Annotated in this window: 19 protein-coding genes and 1 pseudogene; 4 read left to right on the top strand and 16 right to left on the bottom strand. The window is 64.9% G+C overall.

Annotation, left to right across the window (positions count from 1 at the left end):
- Positions 1–15: 15 nt before the first annotated feature.
- From ACVMB0_RS22175 to ACVMB0_RS22145, 7 genes and pseudogenes are all read right to left on the bottom strand, one after another.
- Positions 16–714 (bottom strand): ABC transporter ATP-binding protein, encoded by a 699-nt coding sequence (locus tag ACVMB0_RS22175; protein ID WP_461347671.1) that lies wholly within the window; start codon positions 712–714, stop codon positions 16–18.
- Positions 701–1,432, bottom strand: a complete 732-nt coding sequence (locus ACVMB0_RS22170) for an ABC transporter ATP-binding protein (protein WP_461347670.1) — start codon at positions 1,430–1,432, stop codon at positions 701–703. The genes ACVMB0_RS22175 and ACVMB0_RS22170 overlap by 14 nt, the downstream gene beginning before the upstream one ends.
- A 1-nt stretch (position 1,433) precedes the next feature.
- Positions 1,434–2,747, bottom strand: a complete 1,314-nt coding sequence (locus tag ACVMB0_RS22165) for an ABC transporter substrate-binding protein (RefSeq protein WP_461347669.1) — start codon at positions 2,745–2,747, stop codon at positions 1,434–1,436.
- 46 nt (positions 2,748–2,793) lie between these two features.
- Positions 2,794–3,882 (bottom strand): CobW family GTP-binding protein, encoded by a 1,089-nt coding sequence (locus tag ACVMB0_RS22160; protein ID WP_461347668.1) that lies wholly within the window; start codon positions 3,880–3,882, stop codon positions 2,794–2,796.
- Positions 3,882–5,549 carry an amidohydrolase gene (locus ACVMB0_RS22155; protein ID WP_461347667.1) on the bottom strand — a complete coding sequence of 556 codons (1,668 nt, stop codon included), beginning with the start codon at positions 5,547–5,549 and terminating at the stop codon, positions 3,882–3,884. The genes ACVMB0_RS22160 and ACVMB0_RS22155 overlap by 1 nt, the downstream gene beginning before the upstream one ends.
- A gap of 321 nt (positions 5,550–5,870) precedes the next feature.
- Positions 5,871–7,449, bottom strand: a pseudogene (locus ACVMB0_RS22150) (gamma-glutamyltransferase family protein).
- A 331-nt stretch (positions 7,450–7,780) separates the two neighbouring features.
- A complete protein-coding gene (locus ACVMB0_RS22145; RefSeq protein ID WP_461347666.1) occupies positions 7,781–8,455 on the bottom strand; it encodes a helix-turn-helix transcriptional regulator in 675 nt (224 codons plus the stop codon).
- Positions 8,456–8,500: 45 nt separating this feature from the next.
- Between ACVMB0_RS22145 and ACVMB0_RS22140 the strand changes: the two genes are divergently transcribed.
- Both ACVMB0_RS22140 and ACVMB0_RS22135 read left to right on the top strand, forming a co-directional pair.
- Complete coding sequence (locus ACVMB0_RS22140; protein ID WP_456755581.1) at positions 8,501–8,722, top strand: hypothetical protein; 222 nt, start codon at positions 8,501–8,503, stop codon at positions 8,720–8,722.
- Positions 8,679–9,881, top strand: a complete 1,203-nt coding sequence (locus ACVMB0_RS22135) for a serine hydrolase domain-containing protein (protein ID WP_461347665.1) — start codon at positions 8,679–8,681, stop codon at positions 9,879–9,881. The genes ACVMB0_RS22140 and ACVMB0_RS22135 overlap by 44 nt, the downstream gene beginning before the upstream one ends.
- A 15-nt stretch (positions 9,882–9,896) precedes the next feature.
- On the opposite strand, the gene ACVMB0_RS22130 is transcribed toward ACVMB0_RS22135, so the two are convergent.
- From ACVMB0_RS22130 to ACVMB0_RS22090, 9 genes are all read right to left on the bottom strand, one after another.
- Positions 9,897–11,300: an amidase gene (locus tag ACVMB0_RS22130; RefSeq protein ID WP_456755583.1), complete on the bottom strand. Its 1,404-nt coding sequence runs from the start codon at positions 11,298–11,300 to the stop codon at positions 9,897–9,899.
- A gap of 17 nt (positions 11,301–11,317) precedes the next feature.
- Entirely contained in the window at positions 11,318–12,079 is a 762-nt protein-coding gene (locus tag ACVMB0_RS22125) for an SDR family NAD(P)-dependent oxidoreductase (protein WP_456755584.1), read from the bottom strand.
- 60 nt (positions 12,080–12,139) lie between these two features.
- Positions 12,140–12,850, bottom strand: a complete 711-nt coding sequence (locus tag ACVMB0_RS22120; RefSeq protein ID WP_456755585.1) for an ABC transporter ATP-binding protein — start codon at positions 12,848–12,850, stop codon at positions 12,140–12,142.
- A complete protein-coding gene (locus tag ACVMB0_RS22115; RefSeq protein ID WP_461347664.1) occupies positions 12,840–13,559 on the bottom strand; it encodes an ATP-binding cassette domain-containing protein in 720 nt (239 codons plus the stop codon). The genes ACVMB0_RS22120 and ACVMB0_RS22115 overlap by 11 nt, the downstream gene beginning before the upstream one ends.
- A gap of 3 nt (positions 13,560–13,562) precedes the next feature.
- Entirely contained in the window at positions 13,563–14,636 is a 1,074-nt protein-coding gene (locus ACVMB0_RS22110; RefSeq protein ID WP_461347663.1) for a branched-chain amino acid ABC transporter permease, read from the bottom strand.
- A 13-nt stretch (positions 14,637–14,649) separates the two neighbouring features.
- The gene (locus tag ACVMB0_RS22105; RefSeq protein WP_456755588.1) at positions 14,650–15,516 is read right to left on the bottom strand and encodes an ABC transporter permease subunit; all 867 of its coding nucleotides are present in this window, start codon (positions 15,514–15,516) and stop codon (positions 14,650–14,652) included.
- 94 nt (positions 15,517–15,610) lie between these two features.
- Positions 15,611–16,855: an urea ABC transporter substrate-binding protein gene (locus tag ACVMB0_RS22100; RefSeq protein WP_461347662.1), complete on the bottom strand. Its 1,245-nt coding sequence runs from the start codon at positions 16,853–16,855 to the stop codon at positions 15,611–15,613.
- A gap of 29 nt (positions 16,856–16,884) precedes the next feature.
- On the bottom strand, positions 16,885–17,880 hold the full coding sequence (locus tag ACVMB0_RS22095; RefSeq protein WP_461347661.1) for an acetamidase/formamidase family protein: 996 nt from the start codon (positions 17,878–17,880) through the stop codon (positions 16,885–16,887).
- A gap of 17 nt (positions 17,881–17,897) precedes the next feature.
- Positions 17,898–19,298, bottom strand: a complete 1,401-nt coding sequence (locus tag ACVMB0_RS22090) for an amidase (protein WP_461347660.1) — start codon at positions 19,296–19,298, stop codon at positions 17,898–17,900.
- Between the two features lie 420 nt (positions 19,299–19,718).
- On the opposite strand from ACVMB0_RS22090, the gene ACVMB0_RS22085 reads away from it, so the two are divergent.
- Entirely contained in the window at positions 19,719–20,882 is a 1,164-nt protein-coding gene (locus ACVMB0_RS22085) for a transporter substrate-binding domain-containing protein (protein ID WP_461347659.1), read from the top strand.
- Entirely contained in the window at positions 20,879–21,466 is a 588-nt protein-coding gene (locus ACVMB0_RS22080) for an ANTAR domain-containing response regulator (protein WP_461347658.1), read from the top strand. Before ACVMB0_RS22085 ends, ACVMB0_RS22080 begins: the two co-directional genes overlap by 4 nt.
- The last annotated feature ends 3 nt before the right edge of the window (positions 21,467–21,469 follow it).

Below are 21,469 nucleotides of genomic sequence, written 5' to 3'. Positions count from 1 at the left end.
TGTTGCCAATCCTGGCTAGTTACCGAAATAGGCGTGGGTCAGCTGCTCCGGCTGCATTCCTTGCGCCGAGCCGGTCAGCGACACCCGCCCCTTCAACAGGCAATAAATTCGTTCAGAGGTCGCGAGCGCGCGCTTGACGTCCTGCTCGACCAGCACGACGGCAGTGCCCTCGCGGCGGATATCGGCAAAGGAGCGATAGATCTGCTCGACCACGACCGGCGCAAGCCCGAGCGAGATCTCGTCGCACAGCAAGAGCCGCGGGTTCGACATCAGCGCGCGGCCGATCGCCGCCATCTGCTGCTGACCGCCCGAGAGTTGGCCCGGAAACATCCGGCGACGCTCTTCAAGAATCGGAAACAGCTCGAACACCCGCCGCAAGGTCCAGCTTCCCTTGCGCCGATTGACGCTGCCCATCAGCAGGTTCTCCTCGATGGTCAGTGAATCAAACAGCAGGCGGCCCTCGGGCACCATGATGAGGCCGAGCCGCGAGACGTCCTCGGCCGGCATCTGCGAGATGTCGATGCCATCGAAATGCACCGCCCCCTGCCGCTCCTCGTTGAGCCCGACCAGCGCCTTCAGGAACGTCGACTTGCCGGCGCCGTTGGCGCCGACCAGCGCCACCGCCTCGCCGTCGGCGACGGTAAAGTTCATGTCGAACACGGCTTGCAGATCGCCGTAGAAGATCTGCAGGCCGTTCACATCAAGCAACGCCATCGGCCTTCAATCCCATGTAGATCTCGCGCACCACGGCGCTGTCCATGACCTCAGCGGGCGGCCCCTCCAGCACCTTGCGGCCGAAATCGAGCACCAGGATGCGGTCCGACACCGCGCGCAGCGCGTGGGGAATGTGCTCGATCCAGATCATCGCATGGTCTGCCTTCACCGACTGGATGATTGCGACGAGGCGCTCGACCTCAGGCTCGGTCAGCCCGGCGGCGATCTCGTCGAGCAGGATCAACTTCGGCTTCGAAGCCAGCGCCTTGGCGAACTCCAGCCGCTTGCGGTCGATCAGCGGCAGGGCGCCGGCGAGCTTGTCGGCCTTGGCGTCAAGCCCGGTCCGCTGCAACACCTCCATGGTCCAGTCCGACGCCGCCTCGCCATACAGGCCCGCGCCGTAGGACGCTGCGACCAGCGCGTTCTCGTAGACCGAGAGATGCGGAAACGGCTGCGGGATCTGGAACGCGCGCCCGAGCCCCATCCGTGCCCGGCGATGCGGCGGCAGCTCTGATATCTCGGCGTCATCGAGCATGATCGACCCGCCGTCGGCCTTGAGCAGGCCGACGATCAGGTTGAGCAGCGAGCTCTTGCCGGCGCCGTTCGGACCGATCACGCCGAGGCATTCGCCGCGCGCCAGAGCGAAGCCGACATTGTCGGCGACAACGATCTCGCCGAAGCGCTTGCAAAGCCCGCTGACGCGCAGAAGCGGTGCCATCTCAGGCCAGCTTGGAGAGCAGCTCAAGATCGGCCTGCTTCGGGATGAACGGCGCGGTGCCGTTGTGCACGATCAGCAGTTCGTATTTCGACTTGCCGCCCTTGGTCTTGCGCCACTGCCCGCCCGACAGCGAGGTCACCGCGACGTTCTTGATCGGCGTTCCCTTGAACTTCACCGGCCCGACCACCGTCTCCATATCGAGACCCGCGATGGCATCGCGCAGCGAATTCTTGTCCTTTGGGTCGCTGTTCTGCAATGCGGCGAGCGCAACCTCCCACAACGCATGCGCGTAACCGATCGGTTGGGTCCATTGCTTGCCGGTCGTCTTCTCCCATTCGGCAGCTAGTTCGGCCGCGCTCTGCCCGGTCAGCGAGGATTTGAACGGATAGGCCGGCGTCCACCACACTTCGGTGGACATGCCGTCGCCGCGATCGCCGAGCGCGTTCACCGCACTCGGAAACAGGAACGCTGCCGCCACCGTGCAGATCTGCGGCTTGAACCCAGCCTGCGCCGCCTGATTCCACAGTGTCACCCAGTGATTGCCGTACGTGAAGCCGGAGACGATGTCGACGCCGCTGTTCTTGAACGACGACACCTGATTGGTGAAGTCGTCGGTCGCGATCTGGAATTTGCCGGCGGAGAATTCCTGATAGCCCGCCGCCGTGATGCCGCCGGGCAGACCGACCTTCGGGTCGGAGAACGCCTGGCCGGCGGGATTGTCGATGTAGAGCGTGCCGACCTTCTTGTTGGTATCGACCGACTGCCACATGCCGAGGAAATTCTTCACGACGTCATCGGCGCCCCAGAAGAAATGATAGCTGTAGGGAAAACCCTTGTCGGGCGTCGACTTGCGCGGAAACATCCAGCCCTGCCACGGCACCATGGTCGAGATCGAGGGAATGCCGCGGGCGTCGGCGAGCTCCTGCACGGGTGCCTGGGCGTCGCCGTCCTCGATAAGGATCAGGTCGCATTTCTCCCGCAGCACCAATTCGCTCGCAACCACCGACGAGCGGTTGGGATCGGACTGATTGTCCTTGAAAACAAACTCGACCTGCCAGGTCTTGCCGCCGATCTTCAGGCCGTCCTTCAGCCGCGCCTTGACGCGTTCATGGATCCAGGTGTCGGGCTCGGCGAAAGGTGCGCGGACGCCGGAGAGGCAGCCGACCCAGCCGATCTTGATCGTATTGCCGGCAGCCCTCGCGATGTTGACCAGCGGCACGTTGGTCGCCGATGCGAGGCCGGTGATACCGGCGGCCTTCAGCAGCGTGCGCCGGTTGAACGCACCAGCTCCCTTGCCGTTCTTCGTCTCAGTCATGTCCCTCTCCCTCCACAACCAACAATGAAACTATCCGATCACGGACCTACGCCGCCGAACGTTGAATCGCGTTGCGGCTCACCGCGGCAAATTTGCACAAGGTGTTCTCGATGATCTGGCGCGGGATGCCGCGCACGATGAAGACCAGCCGCGAGCGCCGGTCCGCCGACGGCCAGCCGGTAAGCGTGATCGGCGGATGAAACACGTGCTGCACGCCATGCACCACCATTGGCGCATCGGGCTGCTCGGCGACATGCACGATTGCCTTGAAACGCAGCAGGTCCTCGCCCTTGAGGGCGGCGACATAGTCGAGCCAGCGCATGAACGCCTCGCGCTGGATCGGCTCGTCGATCACAAGGCTGAAGGACGACACGCCTGCATCGTGCGTGTGGTGGCTGTGATGCCCGCAATCCTCGCCATGGCAATGGTGATCGGCGCGATCGTGCGGTGCGTTCGCCGCCCGCGCCGCCAGATCGAACCAGTTGACGACGTCGGCCGAGCGGGACGACGGATCGAACAGTCCGGCATCGAGAATCTTCGCTGGATCGATGATCCCGTTCCGCACATGCGCACGCGTTGCGACCGGATTGATCGCAGCAAGCTGCGCGTCGAGCCGCGCCAGCGCATCGTCGGCGGCAAGATCGGTCTTGGTTACCAGCAGCCGGTCGGCCACCGCGATCTGCCGGACGGCTTCGCCATGCGCCTTGAGCGTATGCGCGCCGTTGACGGCATCGACGGTCGCGACCACGCCGTCGATCCGGTAGCGGCCGACCACATCGGGTGCGGTCATCAGCGTGTGCAGCACGGGCACGGGGTCGGCGAGCCCGGTGGTCTCAACCAGCACGCGGTGGAACGGCGGGATCGTGCCATCAGCCCGGCGCGACGCGAGGTCGGCCAGCGTCTCGATCAGATCCTCACGCACCGAGCAGCAGATGCAGCCATTGTCGAGCAGCGCCAGGCGATCCTCGCTGCTCTCGACCAGGAGATGATCCAGCGCCACCTCGCCGAACTCATTGATGATGGCGACGACGCCATTGAGCTCCTTCTGGCGCAGCAGATGGTTCAGCACCGTGGTCTTGCCGCTGCCAAGGAAGCCGGTCAGCACCGTAACCGGGATCTGATGCACCGCTGCCATCACGCGCTCCGCTCGTAGACCTTGCGGCCCTCGAAGAAGGTCATCTCGACCCGCGTATCGGCGAGTTGATCCGGCGGAATGTCGAAGATCATCTGGTCGAGCACGATCAAATCGGCCGATTTTCCGACCTCGATCGAGCCGATCGTCTGGCCGAGCCCGGCCGCACGCGCGGCGTCGATGGTGTAGATGTCGATCACGGTTTTGAGGTCGAGCGCCTGCTCGGCCCATAGCGACTTGCCGGGAAAATCGCCGGTGGGATTCTGCCTCGTTACCATGCCCTCGATGCCCTGCCAGGGATCGGGGATCGGGATGACAGGCCAGTCCGAGCCGCCGGCCATCAGCGCCCCGGCCTCCTTCAAATCCCGGTTCGGCCAGAAGCGCTGCGCGCGCTCCTCGCCCATCGCGGCCTTGTGCGCCTCGAGGAAGACGGTCGGGTACCAGATGATCGGCGACAGATCGGCAGCGACCCCGAGCTCGGCGAAACGCTTGATGTCGTCGGGCGCGATATAGCTCGCATGCGCGATCTGGTGGATCAGATGGGTCGGGCCGTTGAAGCTGCGCACCACATCGATGGCGTCGAGCGCCTGGGTGACCGCGGCATCGCCGGCGCAATGGATCTTGGCGGCAAGGCCAAGCTTCTCGCAGCGGCCGAGCCAGCGGATCAGGTCCGGCACGGTCAACATGGTGGCGCCGCGGAAGCAGCAGCCGCGCACGGGATCGGCGACATACGGCTCGTGGAAGGCCGCGGTCTTGGCGCCCGGCACGCCGTCGAGAAACACCTTCACATAGTCGGGCTTCACATGCGCGCCGCGGTAATCCTCGCGCAGCGCAAACAGCTCCTCGCCGGCCTTGCCGAACATGAAGCCGGGCTCGACCACCGGCATCGCGCAGACCGCCCAGGCGGTGAGCTCGCCGCGGTCGTCGAGCCCCTTCAGCGCCGCCATGATCGGCTGCATGCTGGCGGCATCGATGAAGGCGGTGACGCCATAGGCATTCAGCACCGAGATCGAACGGGCTACCGCCGCGCGGTCCATCTCGGCGGTGTAGTGACCGGAGGCGGCGAGCGCCCGCTCGACCAGGCCCGAGGCGGCCTCGATCATGATCCCGGTCAAGGTCCCGGTCTTGAGGTCGCGGCCGATCTCGCCGTCGGTCGGATCGGGGCTGTCGGCCTGCACACCGGCCAGCCGCAGCGCCGCCGAGCTGGCCCAGCGATTGTGATAGGTGTCGTCGCGCAGCACGACGGGATGTCCGAGACACGCCGCATCGAGCAGCGCGCAGGACTCCGCGGTGTTCATCTCGTTCAGCAGATTGTTGCCGAACTGCCCGCCGACGATCCAGGCGCCGGGCTTGGCGTCCGACGCCGCCTTGTGCAGGGTCTCGGCGATCCCTGGAATGCTGTCGGCGTTGGAGAAACGCAGCTCGTAGAGATCGGCCTGCCCGCCCATCATGATGTGATTGTGGATGTCGACGATCCCCGGCATCGCCATCCGGCCGCCGAGATCGACCGTCGTGGTCCCCTCGCCGATCAGCGATGCGACGTCGCGCTGCTCGCCCACGGCGATGAACCGGCCGGCCTTGACGGCCGCGCAGCTCGCCCAGGGCTGCGCCCGGTTCGACGTGTAGATCCGGCCGTTGCGGAAGACCGTGTCGGCGAATGTCCTGGTCATGCGGATCAACTTCTCGATTGGGAAAGCCTGGGGCGCGCACTGTGCGGTGCACGGCGGCCTAACCGCGCACGACACCGGCGTGACGCCAAACGTTCGGCATGTCGGCATTTGGAACAATCCACCGTCCGGTGGATGCTCCGCCAGCTCCCCGCAAGCGCAGGGCTATTGCGAATTGCCTGCCTCCGCGGGGACGCACTGCCAAAACCTGGAAAACAACCCCATGCAAAGGAGCCGGCGGCGTGCCGGCACTCGACATGGCGACTTGACATGTCCGGCAAATCAGAGGCATTGTTCTATTATTCCGAAATTGTGTGACGCACCTCAAAATCCCAGCGCCAGACCGTCCTTGCGGTGGTCCGAAGCGCCGAACAGGACGCCGCGGGCATGGTCGATGCGGATCGCCTGGCAGCCGCCGATCGGTTCCTCGGAGAAGCGGGCATCATGACCACGGCCGCGCAGCTCGTCGCGGACATCCGTCGAAATGGTCGTCTCCAGCGACAGTGCGCCGTCGAACGCGAAGGAGCGCGGCGCCTCGGCCGCGGCCTGGATGTCCATCTTCATGTCGAAGATGTTCGAGATCAGATTGGCGTGGCCCGCGGCCTGGTAATGGCCGCCCATCACGCCGAATGACATCACGGTCTTGCCGTCCTTGCGCAGCAGGCCCGGGATGATCGTGTGCATCGGCCGCTTGCGCGGCCCGAGCGAATTCGGATGTCTGGGCCTGGCGCGAAAGCTCCAGCCGCGGTTATGCAGCAGGATGCCGGATTTCGGCGCGTAGATACCGCTGCCGAACGGATAGAACAGCGAGTTGATCAGCGAGACCGCGTTGCGATCGCGATCGACCACCGTGACATAGACCGTGTCGCGATGCTCGATATCGTCCCAGGCCGCGGGCGCGGAAGCCCGGTTCATGTCGATCTTGCTGCGGATCATCCCGATATAGTCTTCGGCAAGGAACGCCGGCGAATGGACCGTGCCGGTCGCGGGATCGCAGAAGAAGGCGTCCCGTGCGCGGTAGGCGGCCTTGGTGGCTTCGGCGAGCAGATGGATGCGATCGGCTTGCGCCAGCGCGCCGACGTCGAAGCCGGCGAGTGTGCGCAGGATCATCAGCGCGGCCAAGCCCTGCCCGTTCGGCGGACATTCAACCACATCGTGGTCATGGTAGCGCGCCGAGATCGGGCGCACATAGTCCGACCTCTGCGCCGCGAAGTCTTCGCTGCTGTGGGCGCCGCCGAGGGCGCGCAGAATGCCAACCATCTCGTCGGCGGCCTCGCCCGCGTAGAATGCCTCGCGACCGTGCTGGGCGATCCGGCGCAGGGTGCGGCCGAGCGCAGGCTGGGTGCGGATGTCGCCGACCTCGGGCGCCTTGCCGCCGGGAAGGAACTGCGCCGCGGCGTTGGCATCGATCTCGATCCGCGCCCGGAAGCGGCGCCAGTCCTCGGCGACGCGCGGCGTCACGCAAAAGCCCTGCTCGGCGGCCGCGATCGCCGGCCGGAAGATTTCTTCCAGCGACTTGCTGCCGTGATCGGCGACCAGCCGGCACCAGGCATCGATCGCGCCAGGCACGGTCACCGCCTCGGGCGCGGTCGGCGGAATGTCGCGGGCGCCGCTTGCGGCAAATTTCTCGACGTCGGTGCCGGCGGGCGTGCGGCCCGAGCCGTTCAGCGCAATCGGCTCGCCCGCGTGAGGAGAATAGAGCGCAAAACAGTCGCCGCCGATGCCGGTCATCTGCGGCTCGACCACGCCCTGCACCGCGACCGGCCGCCACCGCGGCATCGACGGCATTGCCACCAGCCTTCAGCATCTCGACCGCGGCCAGCGTCGCCTGCGGGTGCGAGGTTGCCGCCATGCCACGCTCGGCAACCGCCACCGAGCGGCCGATGGCCATGAAATCACGCATGTCGAATCCTTCAATGTCTGCGAGCGGCAGCCGCTCGCCAACATTGTCGAATACGACACCGGTCCTTGCGGGACTCTCGGCTGGCGCAGGCGGTGGCAGCAATCCACCGTACGGTGGATCGGGAACGGCCTGCGGCAAAATTAATCGACGGGCACGTTCGATGTCGTCCCTGTGAACTCAGGGGGCCCATAACCACAAATGCTGATTGTTGTGCGCAGTTGGAACGACGAGTCCCGTTCACAACGCGGGCCGCGGAGTATGGGTCCCGGCCCCCGTGCGCAATTGCGCACTAGGCCGGGACGACGCGTGGATATAGCGTGAGCTCACACCCTCAATGCGGCCGCGACATCATCGCCACGACGGCCGAGCGGGTCTCGACGCCGAGCTTCTCGAAGATGTGGATCAGATGGGTCTTCACCGTCGCCAGCCCGATGTTCAGGCACTCGCCGATCTCGCGGTTGGTGCGGCCGCAGCACAAGAGCTCGACGACTTCCATCTCGCGCGAGGTCAGGCCGTAGCGCGCCGGGTCGTCGGCATTCGACGATAGCCGGCTGGTCAGGTTGAATTCGAGATAATCATGGATCTTCTCCGCGATGTTCATGCTGCCGTCGGGGATGGTGCAACCCGGCGCCCACAGCACGCTCATGCCGGCGACGATCCGGTCATTGCGGCGGAAGAAGAACTCGATCATGTCGGCGACGCCGCATTGCCCGGCGAAGGCGCGGTAGGTCGCCGCCTCCTGGGTCGCGCATTGATTGAGCGCCACGCTCAGCCGGGCGATCGGCCGGTTGCTGGCGGAGCGCGGATGCAGCGGATCGAGCCGGTTCATGCCGGCCAGATACTGGTCGTGGAAACTCGGCGGCACGTTGCTGGAGAGCACGAAGCGGTTGAGGGTCAGGTTGCCGTCGACCTCGTAGAACGCCGTCGCCGACCCCTCGAGAATTCCGCGTGCGAACTGAATGGCTTGCGTGGTTGCCGGATCCGGTCGGCCCAGAAGCGCGATCATGACCTACCTCCCGATGTTTCCCGATGGCGAACGTCTGCGCGTCGCATGCCCGTCACGCTGGGGCAGCCGCAGGGCATAGTCAAGCAAATTGCGGGCCAAGCGCGCATCCTGAAACGGTTACGCCACGGTAACCCGACGGCCCCCTCCACCATCCGGTTGATTGCGAGCGGCGTGGCGCATGCGGAACTTTCGCATGTCTCCCAATGGCATCGCTGGATTAAGAATGAATTCGCGTCGCATCATGGCCGCCTTCCCGTCGGCGGCTGACGAACAAGTCACGCTCGCCAACTGGCGTCAACATCCGTTCAACGAGTGGGCATTCCGCAATGTCCGCGAACTGCTGCCGACCGCGAACATCGCGCGCGCCGCGGCGGCAGCGCCGCTGTCGTTTGCGCCGCGCTATCTCGACAACGTCAGCTTCGCCGACCCACGCGGCGAGGAGATCGGCGTCGGCGAGGCGCTGCGCACCAGCCACACCGACGGCATCGTGGTGTCGCATCGCGGACAGGTCGCGTTCGAATGGTATGCCCACGGCCTGGCGCCGGATGCGCCACACCTGATCTTCTCGGTCAGCAAGTCGGTCGCCGGCACGCTGGGCGGCATCCTGGCCGATCACGGCAGGCTGGATCCCGACGCGCCGGTGACGCGCTACATCCCGGAGATGGAAGGCTCGGTCTATGGCGGCAGCTGCACGGTGCGGCATCTGCTCGACATGAGCGTCGGCATCCGCTTCGACGAGGATTACATGGCGCGCGACGGCGACGTCATGAATTACCGGCGCTCGACCGGCTGGGAGCTGCCGGATCCCACCATCCCGCCGAGCAATCTGCGCGACTATCTGCGCACACTGCGGCCAAACGGCGCGCCGCATGGCCAGACCTTCCACTACGTCTCGACCAACACCGACGTGCTCGGCTGGGTCTATGAGCGTGCCTGCGGCATGTCCTATGCGAAGATCCTGTCGCACTATCTGTGGCAGCCGATGGGCGCCGAGCACGACGCCTACATCACCGTGGATTCACGCGGCGCAGCGCGCGTCGCCGGCGGCATCTGCGCGACACTGCGCGACCTCGCCCGGTTCGGCGAGATGATGCGCAATCACGGCATCAGCAACGGGCGACAGGTGGTGCCCAGCTGGTGGGTCGACGACATCAGGCAGAACGGCAATGCCGAGGCCTGGTCGCGCGGCGACCTGACCAAGGTGTTCCCGAACGGCAATTACCGCAACAAATGGTACACGCTCGACCGGCGCGAAGCGCCGTTTGCCGCGGTCGGCATCCATGGCCAGTGGATCTACATCGATCCGGCCACCGAGACCGTGATCGCGCGCGTCTCCTCGCAGCCGCTGCCGATGGACCTCGATCTCGATCACATGTGGATGCGCGGCTATCGCGCGATCGCGGCCAGACTTTCCGGCAAGGCGTAACCGACTGACGGCGCGCTATTCGATCGGCGGCCGCCGCGTGTGCCAGTCGGTCACCGACTGGAATGCGGCCCCGGCGCGGACCAGCACGTCCTCGGCGAGATGCGGTCCGACCAGTTGCATGCTGAGCGGCATCCGGTCGGACGCCATGCCCATCGGCAACGTGATGGTCGGGCTGCCCGAGAAGTCGAACACCGCCGTGAAGCGCAGGATGCTCAGGAGCACGGTCGGATCGGCGCCGTATTCGCTCATCTTGCTGAGCGTCGGGATCGGTACCGGCATGGTCGGGATCAAGAGGAGATCGATGTCCTCGAACATCGCAGCGAGCTGGCCCGCGAACTTCAGCCGCTCGTGATGGATCGCGGCGATGTCGACGCCGCTGGTCGCCCTGCCCTGCTCGATCAGCTGGGCGAGATCAGGCCCGTATTCCGACTTGCGCGCCGGGTAGGTGTCGAGATGGGCTTCCGCCGTCTCCACCGAGCACATCGCAATCCACTGGCTGACCAGCTTCTGATAGGGCGGAAAATGCATCTCTCGGATCTCGGCGCCGAGATCCGAGAGCGTGCGCTCGGCTTGCACGAGCGCGGCGACAACCTGCCGATCGATGCCCTCCTGGGTATATCTGCGATCGACGCCGATCCTCAGCCCCCTGATGCCGTCGGCGATACCGGCCAGATAGTTCGGCACCGGCGCCCGCAACGCGGTCGGATCGTTGGAGTCGGCGCCCGCAATGACGCCGAGCATCGCTCCCGCATCCGCAGCGCTGCGGCACATCGGCCCGACGTGATCGAGCGAGTCCGCCAGCGGGAAGACGCCGTGCCGGCTGACGCGGCCCCAGGTCGGCTTGATGCCGGTCAGGCCGCAGGTCGCCGACGGAAACCGGATGGAGCCGCCCGTGTCGCTGCCGATCGAGCCGTAGCAAAGACCCGCCGATGTCGCGACACCGGACCCGCTCGACGACGAGCCCACCCAATAGTTCACGTTCCACGGATTGAGCGGTGCCTGAACGGACGGATGGTGGCTGGTATAGGCGCCTTCCGTCATCTTGAGCTTGCCGAGCGTCACCGCCCCGGCGACTTCGAGCCGATCCACGATCGTGGCGTTGAAGGACGGCACGAATTTTGCGTGGATCGTGGTGCCGCCTGCGGTCGGTGCGAACGTCGTGTAGCAGAGATCCTTCAGCCCGATCGGAACGCCGTGCAGCGGACCGCGCCAGATGCCCCTGGCGATCTCCGCATCGCACTGCTTCGCCTGCCCCATCGCCCGCTCGGCAAGGACGTGCGCGTAGCCGTGAAACTGGCCGTCCAATTTGGCGATCCGGCTCAGCATCGCCTCGGTGATCTCCGAGGACTTGGCCTCGCCGCGCTGGATCAGCCCGGAAATCTCGGTGATCGACTTGTAGTGCAATGGATCTGCTGACATGTCGCTGTCGCCCCCAGCTAGAACTGCACGCCGCGCGTCAAGGCGCCATCCACGACGAGGTTCGTCCCGGTGATGAAGCTCGCCGCCTTGCTGGCGAGGAACACGGCGGCATTGGCCATCTCCTGCGGCGTGCCCATGCGGCCGGTCGGGTTGAGTGCCAGCGCGGTCTTGTACAGTTCGGGATTGCCGTCCTTGATCATGTTCCAGACGCCGCCCTCGAAATAAGTGTTGCCCGGCGACACCGAATTGGCCCGGATGCCTTTGGCCGCGAGCTGATAGGCAAGGCCCTGGGTGTAGTGGATGATCGCGGCCTTGAAGGTGCCATAGGGACCGCTGGCGAAATCGACTTCGCGTCCCGACACGCTGGAGATCGTGACGATCGCCGCCGCCGCGCTCTTCTCCAGATAGGGCATCGCGGCGTTGACGAGCCGCACCGTCCCCATCATGTCGGTGGAGAATTCCTTCTCCCAGCTCTCCTCGTCCTGCCCGATCGAGAGCGCGCTGACATTGGCGACCACGACATCGATGCCGCCGAGTTTTGCAGCCATATCGGCGACCCAGGCCTTCAGCGCCGGTCCGTTGGAGACGTCGACTGCACCGCCGAACGCAGCGACACCCTTGGCCTTGAGCGCGGTGACGGCTGCCTCGACATCCGCCTGGTTGCGCGCGCAGATGCCGACATTGGCGCCCTCGGCCGCGAACGTGTCGGCGATCGCTCTGCCGATGCCCTTGGTGCTGCCGGTAACGAGAACCTTTGCTCCCTTGAGTCCCAGATCCATGTCCATTCCCTCCGTTATTATCGATTGTCGAATGCAAGTCCTCGCCGCGCGGCCGGCCGCTCAAAGCAGCAGCTGCGCGCGCACATTGTCGGCGTTGACTTCCTCGCCGGCCAGCGATCGCGTGATCTTGCCTTTTTCCATGATGTAGCAGCGCTGGGCGATCTCCAGGATGGTGTCGAGGTTCTGCTCGACGAACACGATCGTGGTGCCGAGCTCGGTGCGGAACGATTTCAGCGCCTCGCAAATGTGCTGCACGATCGACGGCTGGATGCCCTCGGACGGCTCGTCGAGGATCATCAGCGCCGGATTGCCGATCAGCGCCCGGCCGATCGCGAGCTGCTGTTGCTCGCCGCCCGACATGGTGCCCGCGATCTGGCGCCGCCGTTCCTTCAGCCGCGGAAAATACGTGTAGACCAGCTCCGGCAATTTTTTTCCGTCGGGGCCGCCAATCAGCTCGCCGACCTGCAAATTCTCCTCGACGCTCATCTGCGGAAACACGTCGCGGCCCTGCGGGATGTAGCCGAAGCCGGCGCGCGCCCGCGCATCGGCCTCGAGCTGGGTGACATCCTGATCCATGAAGCTGATGGTGCCGCGCCAGGTTTGCAACAGCCCGATCAGGCAGCGCATCAGGGTCGATTTGCCGACGCCGTTGCGGCCGATCACGCCGACGATCTCGCCGCGCGATACCTGCATGCTGACGCCTTGCAGGATCGGCGTCGCGCCGTAGCCGGCCCAAAGTCCCGACACGTCCAGAATGCGATCAGTGGGCATGGGTCTTACCCAGATAGATTTCCGCGACCTTCTCGTCTTCCAGAATGGCGTCGAGGCTGCCGCGCGCGAAGATCTTGCCAAGATGCAAAACGGTGACGCGTTGCGCGACCTGCCGCACGAACGCCATGTCGTGCTCGACCACCAGCACCGTCATGCCCTCGGCATTGAACGACTTGATCAACTCGCCGGTCTTGTAGGTCTCTTCGGGCGACATGCCGGCGGTGGGCTCGTCCAGCAACAGCAGTTGCGGCTGCAGGGCCAGCGCCATCCCGATCTCCAGCCATTGCTGCTGGCCGTGCGACAGCGCGCCGGCGAGCTTGCCGGAGTCCTCGGCCAGATTGAGCAACGCCAGCAGCCGCTCTTCCTCGGCACCGCATTCTGCGCCCGACAGACGTTCCTGCAACGCGATCTGGAGGTTCTGCCGCACCGGCAGCTCCTTGAACACGCTCGGGGCCTGCATCTTGATGCTCATGCCGCGCTGCACCCGCGCAAACGGCCTCTCGGCAGTGATATCGGTGGAGTCGAAGAAGATGCTGCCCGTGCTCGGCGGATAGAGGCCGACGATCAGCTTGAACAGCGTGCTCTTCCCGGCCCCGTTGGGTCCGATCAGGCAATGGACCTCACCGGCATTGACCGTCAGGTCGACCTCGGAGACGGCGGTCAATCCGCCGAAACGCTTCGATACACCTTTCACCTCGACGAGTGCCATGGCTCAGGTCTCATCCGATTGCAGGCGGCCGGTATCGGCTAATGCGGGGCCCTCGTCGCGACGCCGGCGCTTGCTCCACCAATCGACCACGAGCTTGCCGATGCCGAGCACGAAACCCTGCGGCGCCAGCATCACGGTGGCGAGCAGCAGCACGCCCATCAGCACCAGCGCCGCCTGCTGGCTGTAGACCGTGATGGTCTGGAAGCCGAACAGCAGCAGGAAGGAGCCGACCAAGGTCGCGGTCAGATCGTTGCGCCCGGAGAACGCAACCCACACGATCGGCATCGCCGCCGCCGGCAGGCCGATGCTGGACGGCGTGATGAACTGGCCCCACGACGTGTACAGCGCGCCGCTGAGCCCCGCGAGGCCGCTACCGATCACGAAGGTCAGGAGCTGATATTTGCGGACGTCGTAGCCGAGCATCTCGGCGCGCTGCGGATTCTCGCGTGTCGCCACGATCACATTGCCGACGCTCGAATTCACCAGCATGCGCAGCGCGATGTAGACGATCACGATCAGCGCGATCATGAGGTAATAGAGCGCCGATCCCTCGATATCGAAGCTGCCGACGGTGAGCGGGTCCATCCCCTTCATGCCGTTGAAGCCGTTCAGCCGCGCCGGGCCGATATGCCATTCCGGTCCGGCGGTCTGGCCAAGGAAGAAGGCAAGCACCAGCGTCGCCGACAGCGTCACGATGCCGAAGAAGATCCCGCTGATGCCGCCCCAGATCATGAAGTAGCCGAGGATTCCGGCTGCGATCATCGCGATGACCACCGAGAGCACCAGCGCGGCAATCGTCGCCGTCCCGCCGCCCATGTTGATGGCGAGCACGCCATAGCCGTAGCCGGCGATGCCGAAGAAGAAGGTCTGGCCGAACGACAGCATGCCGCCATAGCCCCACATCAGGCAGAGCCCGAGCGCCATGAAGATCCAGATCAGGAAGTAGGCAAAATTGCCGACATCATAGGAGTCGGCGAACAGCGGATAGATCAGCGCGCCCGCCAGCACGGCCAGGAAGCACGACCAGAATATCTTGCCCCGTCCGAGCGTCTGCGGGCCCTCGAGCAGCTTCAACATCGGAAATTCCCGTCTAGCGCCCACGACGCACCAGCACGCTGGATAGGCCTTCAGGCAGCACACGTATGATCAGGATGACGGCAAACAGCATGCCGATCTGGCCGATGATCTGTCCGTAGCTCGCGTTCAGCGCCATCCGGATCATCGCCAGGAACACCGCGGCCGGCGCGGTGCCGAGCAGCACATTGGCGCCGCCGATCACCACGGTGACAAAGCTCTCGACCACGAAGGTCGCGCCCATGGTCGGGATCAGCGTCATGGTCGGTGCATAGAGCGCACCGCAGAGGCCGGCAAGCGCGGTGCCGATGCCGAAGCTGATGGAATAGATCCGCCCGGTGCGCGCGCCGAGCGCCTTCGCCATCGCCGCATTCTGCATCGTCGCGCGCGCGATCACGCCGAACCGCGTCTTCATGAAGATGATATAGAGCCCGGCCAGCACCGCCACCGCAGCGCCGAACAGCACCAGGCGGTAGGTCGAGAACGTATAGCCGCCGATCGCAAAGCTGCCCTCCGGCGTGCCGATGCCGCGCACCGCGGAGCCGACGATCAGCAGCATCGACTGCGTCACGATCAGGCTGAGGCCCCAGGTCGCGAGCAACGAATCGAGCGGACGCTTGTAGAAGCGCCGCACGATCAGGAACTCGACGATCATGCCGATGATCCCCGCGGTCAATGCCGCCAGGATCTGGGCGATCGGCAGCGGCACGCCGAGGTTCACGAGGCCGACGGTGACATAGGCGCCGCACATGATGAACTCGCCATGCGCCATGTTGATGACGCCCATCATGCCGAACACGATGGCCAGGCCCGCCGCCGACAGGATCAGGAACGCGAAGACGTCGGCGAACTGATAGAATACCGAGAAGAGCTCAGCCGACATTCCAGTCTCCGTGACCACGGCGCCGCATCAGTGCGGCGCCGGTTCGCTTCAAGTTCGAGATGCAATGCACGAGCAAGATTCGTGCCCATATGCATTACGATTTGCTGGGAAGATGACTCGGCGTGTACTGATCCTTGTCGTTCTTCTTGGAGAGGTCGCAGCCGATCTCGCCGAGCCAGTACGGCTGGATCGTGCCGTAGTCCTTCTCCACCGTCACCTCGTGCTTGGGCCCGACCGAGATCAGGCGCATGCGGTGCGAGGTGTGCTGGCTCTTCGGATCGATGCAGACCTTGCCCTCGGGCGCATCAATACAGGCGTCGCCGGTCGCGATCACCTTGCGCATGTCCTCGAGCTTGGTCGACTTCGCCTTCTCGACCAGCGTCTTGTACATGTAGAGCGCGTTGTAGGCGTTATAGCCCATGTCGTTGATATAGAGCTCGTCGGGGAACTTGGCGTGCCAGCGCTTCTTGAAGTCGTTGGCTTCGGGCGTATCGATCTCCTCGAACCAGTTCGCGGTCGCATGCATGTTATTGAGCGCCGGCGGCTTGAATCGCTTGTGCTCGAAGCCGAGCATGACCTTGATCGAGGAGCCCATCGGCAGGTTGAGATTGGCCGCGGCAGCCTGCTCGAAGAACGAGTCCTGCGCGGCGCCGACATTGATGGTCAGCAGCCAATCCGGCTTCGCCTTCTGGATGTTCTGGATGGTCTGCGCGAACTGCGACACGCCGAGCGGGATGAATTCCTCGCCGACGACCTCGCCGCCGAGATCCTTCATGATCTTCCGGTTCCATTCCGCGGAGATCTGGCCGAAATTGTAGTCCGCGGCGATCACATAGACCTTCTTGCCGAACTTCTCGACCATCCAGGGGATCAGGGTCGAGAATTGCTGCTCCGGCACCGCGCCCATGCTGATCATGCTGGCATCGCAGACGCCGCCTTCATACTGGTTCGTATAGAAGTACGGCGTGGTGGTGCGATCGACGATCGGACGCAGCGCCTCGCGCGAGGCGGACGTGATGCCGCCGATCAGCACGTCGACCTTGTCGCGATTGAGCAGCCGGCGGCCGAACTCCTGATAGCGGGCGTTGTCACCCTGCGGATCAAGATGAATCAATTCGATCTGCCGGCCGAGGATGCCGCCGCTCTTGTTGATCTCCTCGACCGCAAGCTGCGAGCCGTGCAGCTTGGGCATGCCCATGAACGCCAGGTCGCCGGAGACGTCCTCCAGTAAGCCGATCTTCAGCGGCGGTTCCGCCGCCCGAGCGGCGCCAATTGCCGCGGTCCCGAGCATTGCACCCAGCAAAGCCATTCCCACTACACGCCCCGAATACATCGCCATGTCCTCTGTCGTTGAAGGATGTTGGAGTTTCACGCCTTGAGGTAATTCTTCAGGATCGACGCCCCCATCGTGTATTTGGGGTCGACCATGTTGCCGAGCCGCATGCGGCCGGCCTGGCTGAGCAGCATGTAGGCGTCGATCTCATCAAAGCCGTAGTCGGCGCTCATCCAGCGCACCAGCTCGCGATAGGCGATGCGCGCCGCATCCTCGAGCGGGCGGGCGCTGCCGATCGTCATGATGAAGTCAGCCGTCTCGAGCCGCGGCCAGGCGAAGCTCCAGTTCTTGATCAGATCGATCTGCAGTGTCACGGTCGCGCGCTGCTCCAGCGCGACGCCCGACAGCTCGCCGTCGCCCTGTGTGGCATGGCAATCGCCGACATAGAGCAGCCCACCTTCGCTGTGCACCGGAAAATAGATGATCGCGCCGGGTGCGACATCCGGCAGGTCCATGTTGCCGCCGTGATAATCCGGCTGCAGCGAGGAGATCGCCTCGATCTCGGGCGACACGCCGATGGTGCCGATGAACGGCTCGTAGGGCAGCGTGATCTTGTCGCTCCAGCGCACGCCGTTGCGGTCGACATGCAGCTTCTTGACGCGCTCGGGCAACGGCGGATTGAGCAGTGCCGTAGACGCGGTGCCGACCAGGCCGCCGAATTCCGGAATGATGCAGGTGGTCCCCGCCGGCTGCGCGCCGCGGGTCTCGACATCGCGGATATAGACGGCGAGGCAATCGCCCTTCCTGGCGCCCTTGACCGCGATCGGGCCGCATTGCGGGTTCAGATAAGGGAAATTCAGCTTGGCGGTCGGACTGTCACTCTCGCTGGTGAGTACACCGCCGAACGCGTCTTCGGTCTCGACCACGACGACCCCGCCCGGATCGATCGACAGCGTCGGCTTGGCATAAGGCCCATAGACGTAATGGAACCCGCCCTGTTGCTCGATCGTCAAACTATGGGTCGTGCCGGTCGCGCCCTTGGCGACGGCGCGCTTGGCCATGATGGAATTCTTCAACCAGTCTTCGGTCATGCGAACGGCTCCTCAACTCAGATCGCGGGATGGCGCTTGTGCCAGTCGGTGACGCGCTGGAAGGCATCGCCGGCGCGAACGAGGCCTGCTTCGTCGAAGTGACGCCCGACAAACTGGAAGGCCACCGGACCACCGTTCGGCGCAAAGCCGCCGGGAAGCGTCACGGTCGGGCTGCCGGTCATGTCGAACGGACAGGTGAAGCGCAGCAGCCCGGTGATCAGCGACGGGTCCTCGCCGAGCGCCGCCATCTTGGCCAACGTCGGCGCAGCGAAGGCCTGGGCCGGCACCGCGATCAGATCGACCGTGTCGAACAGCAGCCGCACCGCGCCGCGGAACGCTTCGCGCCGCAGCACGATCTTCTGATAGTCCATGGCGGACTGCGCCCGGCCGAGATCGAGCAGGCCTGCGAGCGCCGGACCGTATTCGTCCTTGCGGGCGGGATAAGTCTCCTCATGCGCAACCGCCACCTCGATGCCGCACAGCGGGAACCAGTCCTCGATGACCGCTTTCGGATCGGGGAAGGTGATGTCCTTGATCGTCGCGCCGAGATCGGCCGCGACACGCAGCCCCTCGCTGAGCACCTTGCCGGCCGGCTCATCGGTGCCCTCGCTGGTCCAGCGCCGATCGACGCCGATTGCCACGCCGCGCAAATCTCCGGTCAGGCCGGCAAGATAATCGGGCACCGGCAATGGCACCGACGTGGTGTCCTTCGGATCCTGGCCCGCGATCACGGCGAGGATCGCGCCGCAATCGGCCGCACTGCGGGCCATCGGGCCGATGTGATCGAGCGTCGCCGCGAGCTCGTAGGCGCCGTAGCGGCTGACGCGGCCCCAGGTCGGCTTCAGCCCGGTGATGCCGTTGGCAGCCGAGGGGAAGCGGATCGATCCACCCGTGTCGGTTCCAAGCGAACCGAAGCAGAGCCCCGCCGCGGTGGCGACGCCGGAACCGCTCGAGGACGCGCCGGACCACAGATCGGCATTCCATGGATTCTTCGGCGGATCGATCTTCGGATGATGATCGGCATAGGCGCCCTCGGTCTGCTGCAGCTTGCCGAGGATGATCGCGCCGGCATCCTTGAGCCGCGCGACCACCGTGGCATCTTCGCTCGGACGGAAGTCGCGATGGATCGTCATGCCGTGCGCGGCCGGCGCGCCCTTGACCCAGCAAAGGTCCTTGACGGCGATCGGCACGCCGTGCAGCGGCCCCTTGATCTTGCCGGATGCGATTTCCTTCTCGGCGGCCGCAGCCTCGGAAAGCGCGGCCTCGGCCATCACATGAGCGTAGCTCTTGAGCTTGCCGTCGAGCTGCTCGATCCGTCCGAGCATCGCTTTGGTCACCTCGACCGGCGAGAGTTTCCTGGCCTGGATTTGCTGCCCGATCTCGATCAGTCCGAGATAGTGAAGTTCCGTCGTCGGCATCGTTTCTCATCCCCCGCACTTGGCACGACGCAAGCGCAGGCACTGCCCATCACCGCGCATGCGCCTCCGGCTTGACGACACGGGCGTGTCGCCAATGTGTTTGGCGGCAAATGCAAAAAGCCACCCGCCCCTCCAAAACGAAGGTGACGAATGGCTCAAATGCCGCGGCTATGAACTATCGCGTGGGCCCGGATCGAACGGAGCACTCTGCGCGGCGACCGGGACGTCATCGGCCAAATCGACGCGCGCTGGGTTCGACAGGTAGCCCTGTAGGAGAAAATTCTAAGGAGATGTGCAGCGCGTTGTCAACGAGGCTGGCTGCACAAATTTCGCGAGGTGCATGCGCAGCAAATCAGCATGACCTCTTGCACCGACCTCTGCGAAGATGATTTCCTTCGCGCGTCGCAATGAAAGTCGTCGATGACAAAGCCGTCCATTCCCGTTGGCATCATCTGCTCGCAGCACGGGCCCTATCAGGCGATGGGACGCGAGCTCCTGAAGAGCTCGATGATGGCGGTCGACGAGATCAACAGCCAGGACGGCTTCGACTTTTCGATAGCAGCGCATGTGCGCGATCCCCGCGGCGTGGTTTCCGAATATCACACCGCCTGCGACGACCTCATCCGCAATGTCGGCGTCGAGCACATTGTCGGCTGCTACACCTCGGCGTCGCGCAAGCAGGTGCTGCCGATCGTCGAGCGCACCGACCGTCTGCTCTGGCATCCGGCCCGCTATGAAGGGTTCGAATGCTCGGACAACGTGATTTATGTCGGCGCTTCGCCCAATCACAATGTGCTGCCGCTGGTGCGTTACGTGCTGGACAATCTGTCGCGCGAGATCTTCTGCGTCGGCTCCAACTATGTCTGGTCCTGGGAGACCAATCGCGTCACCCGCGAGCTGGCGACCGCAGCCGGAGGCCGCATTCTCGCCGAGCGGTTGCTCGAACTTGGCGAGAGTGCCGTCGGCCATATCGTCGACGAGATCGTGCGCCGCCGGCCGCCGGTGGTGTTCAACACGCTGGTCGGCAGTTCGAGCTACGATTTCATTCGGGCCTTTCATGCCGCGACCACGGCCGCGGGTCTCCAGATTCCGATGGTCAGCTGCAGCCTGTGCGAGCCGGAGCTCAAGATCGTGGGGCCCGCATCGGCCGGATGCATCACGTCATCGGCCTATTTCGAGAGCATTCGCCTGCCCGAGAACCGGGCCTTCGTCGCGCGCTGGAAGGCGCGCTACGGCGAGCACAGCAGCCCTTCGGTGGACGGGCAATCCGCCTATGTCGCGGTCTATCTGCTGGCCCGTGCGTTGCAGCGCGCCGGCACATCCGATATCGGCGAGGTGCGGCGCGCCGCGGCGGGCCACCGCTACAATTCGCCGCAAGGCCCGGTCTGGATCGACGGCAGCAACAACCACTGCGTCCTGACGCCGCGGCTCGCCGTCTCCAACGCCGAGGGACAGTTTGACATCTTCTGGGAAGCCGACGCTCCGGTTAAGCCGGATCCCTATCTGACGCAGCTCGACGTCGCCGCCAGCCCTGCACGGGATGCAACGTCGCCAAATGCGCCGCATTTACGGGTTGTGAAATGACCAAGCCGTCTTCATTTTCACTGCGCGGACGCAAGGCCCTCGTCGCCATCAAGGACGAGCGCGATGCCTCCATCGTCAGGCGTCAGTTCGAGCGTCTCGGGATCGACATCGTCACATGGGATGGCGATGCCCGTATCGACTGCCGTCCGCACGTGACGCTGATCGACGACGAGTACCTGCCGCTTGCCTCCCCGGTGCAGCGTACCTCGCTCGGGCGAAGCCCGGTCATCGCCCTGCTCGGCACCGAAACGCCGAGCCGTCTGAAGCTGGTGCTCGAGCTCGATCCGGCCTCGTTCCTGGTCAAGCCGCTGCGCTCGGCCGGCATCTATGCCGCGCTCGTGCTGGCATTCGAACGACGCCAACGCAGCGACGAGCTGAAGCAGCAGGTGGTGAAGCTCGAACAGCGTCTTCGATCCCGCCGCGTCGTGCTCGCCGCCGTGCTTCAGGTGATGCACACCCATGCGCTGGCCGAACCGGCTGCCTTTGCGCTGATCCGGCGGGCCGCCATGGAGCAGCGCAAGACGATCGAGGAAATCTCCGCAGAGATCACCGCAAACGGCTCCCTGCCCCGGGCAACCGGCTAGAGC

Source organism: Bradyrhizobium sp. USDA 4451, from assembly GCF_054822585.1.
Note: the sequence above shows the minus strand (reverse complement) of the source record. Positions and strands in the feature narration are given on the sequence as shown.

Bases quoted from the DNA above. Each gene is read 5' to 3' on its own strand.
- ACVMB0_RS22155 (WP_461347667.1), bottom strand. From the start codon at position 5,549: ATGACCAGGACATTCGCCGACACGGTCTTCCGCAACGGCCGGATCTAC.
- ACVMB0_RS22100 (WP_461347662.1), bottom strand. From the start codon at position 16,855: ATGGCGATGTATTCGGGGCGTGTAGTGGGAATGGCTTTGCTGGGTGCA.
- ACVMB0_RS22085 (WP_461347659.1), top strand. From the start codon at position 19,719: ATGACAAAGCCGTCCATTCCCGTTGGCATCATCTGCTCGCAGCACGGG.
- ACVMB0_RS22125 (WP_456755584.1), bottom strand. From the start codon at position 12,079: ATGGATCTGGGACTCAAGGGAGCAAAGGTTCTCGTTACCGGCAGCACC.
- ACVMB0_RS22175 (WP_461347671.1), bottom strand. From the start codon at position 714: ATGGCGTTGCTTGATGTGAACGGCCTGCAGATCTTCTACGGCGATCTG.
- ACVMB0_RS22090 (WP_461347660.1), bottom strand. From the start codon at position 19,298: ATGCCGACGACGGAACTTCACTATCTCGGACTGATCGAGATCGGGCAG.
- ACVMB0_RS22170 (WP_461347670.1), bottom strand. From the start codon at position 1,432: ATGGCACCGCTTCTGCGCGTCAGCGGGCTTTGCAAGCGCTTCGGCGAG.
- ACVMB0_RS22160 (WP_461347668.1), bottom strand. From the start codon at position 3,882: ATGGCAGCGGTGCATCAGATCCCGGTTACGGTGCTGACCGGCTTCCTT.
- ACVMB0_RS22115 (WP_461347664.1), bottom strand. From the start codon at position 13,559: ATGGCACTCGTCGAGGTGAAAGGTGTATCGAAGCGTTTCGGCGGATTG.
- ACVMB0_RS22120 (WP_456755585.1), bottom strand. From the start codon at position 12,850: ATGCCCACTGATCGCATTCTGGACGTGTCGGGACTTTGGGCCGGCTAC.
- ACVMB0_RS22080 (WP_461347658.1), top strand. From the start codon at position 20,879: ATGACCAAGCCGTCTTCATTTTCACTGCGCGGACGCAAGGCCCTCGTC.
- ACVMB0_RS22105 (WP_456755588.1), bottom strand. From the start codon at position 15,516: ATGTCGGCTGAGCTCTTCTCGGTATTCTATCAGTTCGCCGACGTCTTC.
- ACVMB0_RS22095 (WP_461347661.1), bottom strand. From the start codon at position 17,880: ATGACCGAAGACTGGTTGAAGAATTCCATCATGGCCAAGCGCGCCGTC.
- ACVMB0_RS22135 (WP_461347665.1), top strand. From the start codon at position 8,679: ATGAATTCGCGTCGCATCATGGCCGCCTTCCCGTCGGCGGCTGACGAA.
- ACVMB0_RS22140 (WP_456755581.1), top strand. From the start codon at position 8,501: ATGCCCGTCACGCTGGGGCAGCCGCAGGGCATAGTCAAGCAAATTGCG.
- ACVMB0_RS22145 (WP_461347666.1), bottom strand. From the start codon at position 8,455: ATGATCGCGCTTCTGGGCCGACCGGATCCGGCAACCACGCAAGCCATT.
- ACVMB0_RS22130 (WP_456755583.1), bottom strand. From the start codon at position 11,300: ATGTCAGCAGATCCATTGCACTACAAGTCGATCACCGAGATTTCCGGG.
- ACVMB0_RS22110 (WP_461347663.1), bottom strand. From the start codon at position 14,636: ATGTTGAAGCTGCTCGAGGGCCCGCAGACGCTCGGACGGGGCAAGATA.
- ACVMB0_RS22165 (WP_461347669.1), bottom strand. From the start codon at position 2,747: ATGACTGAGACGAAGAACGGCAAGGGAGCTGGTGCGTTCAACCGGCGC.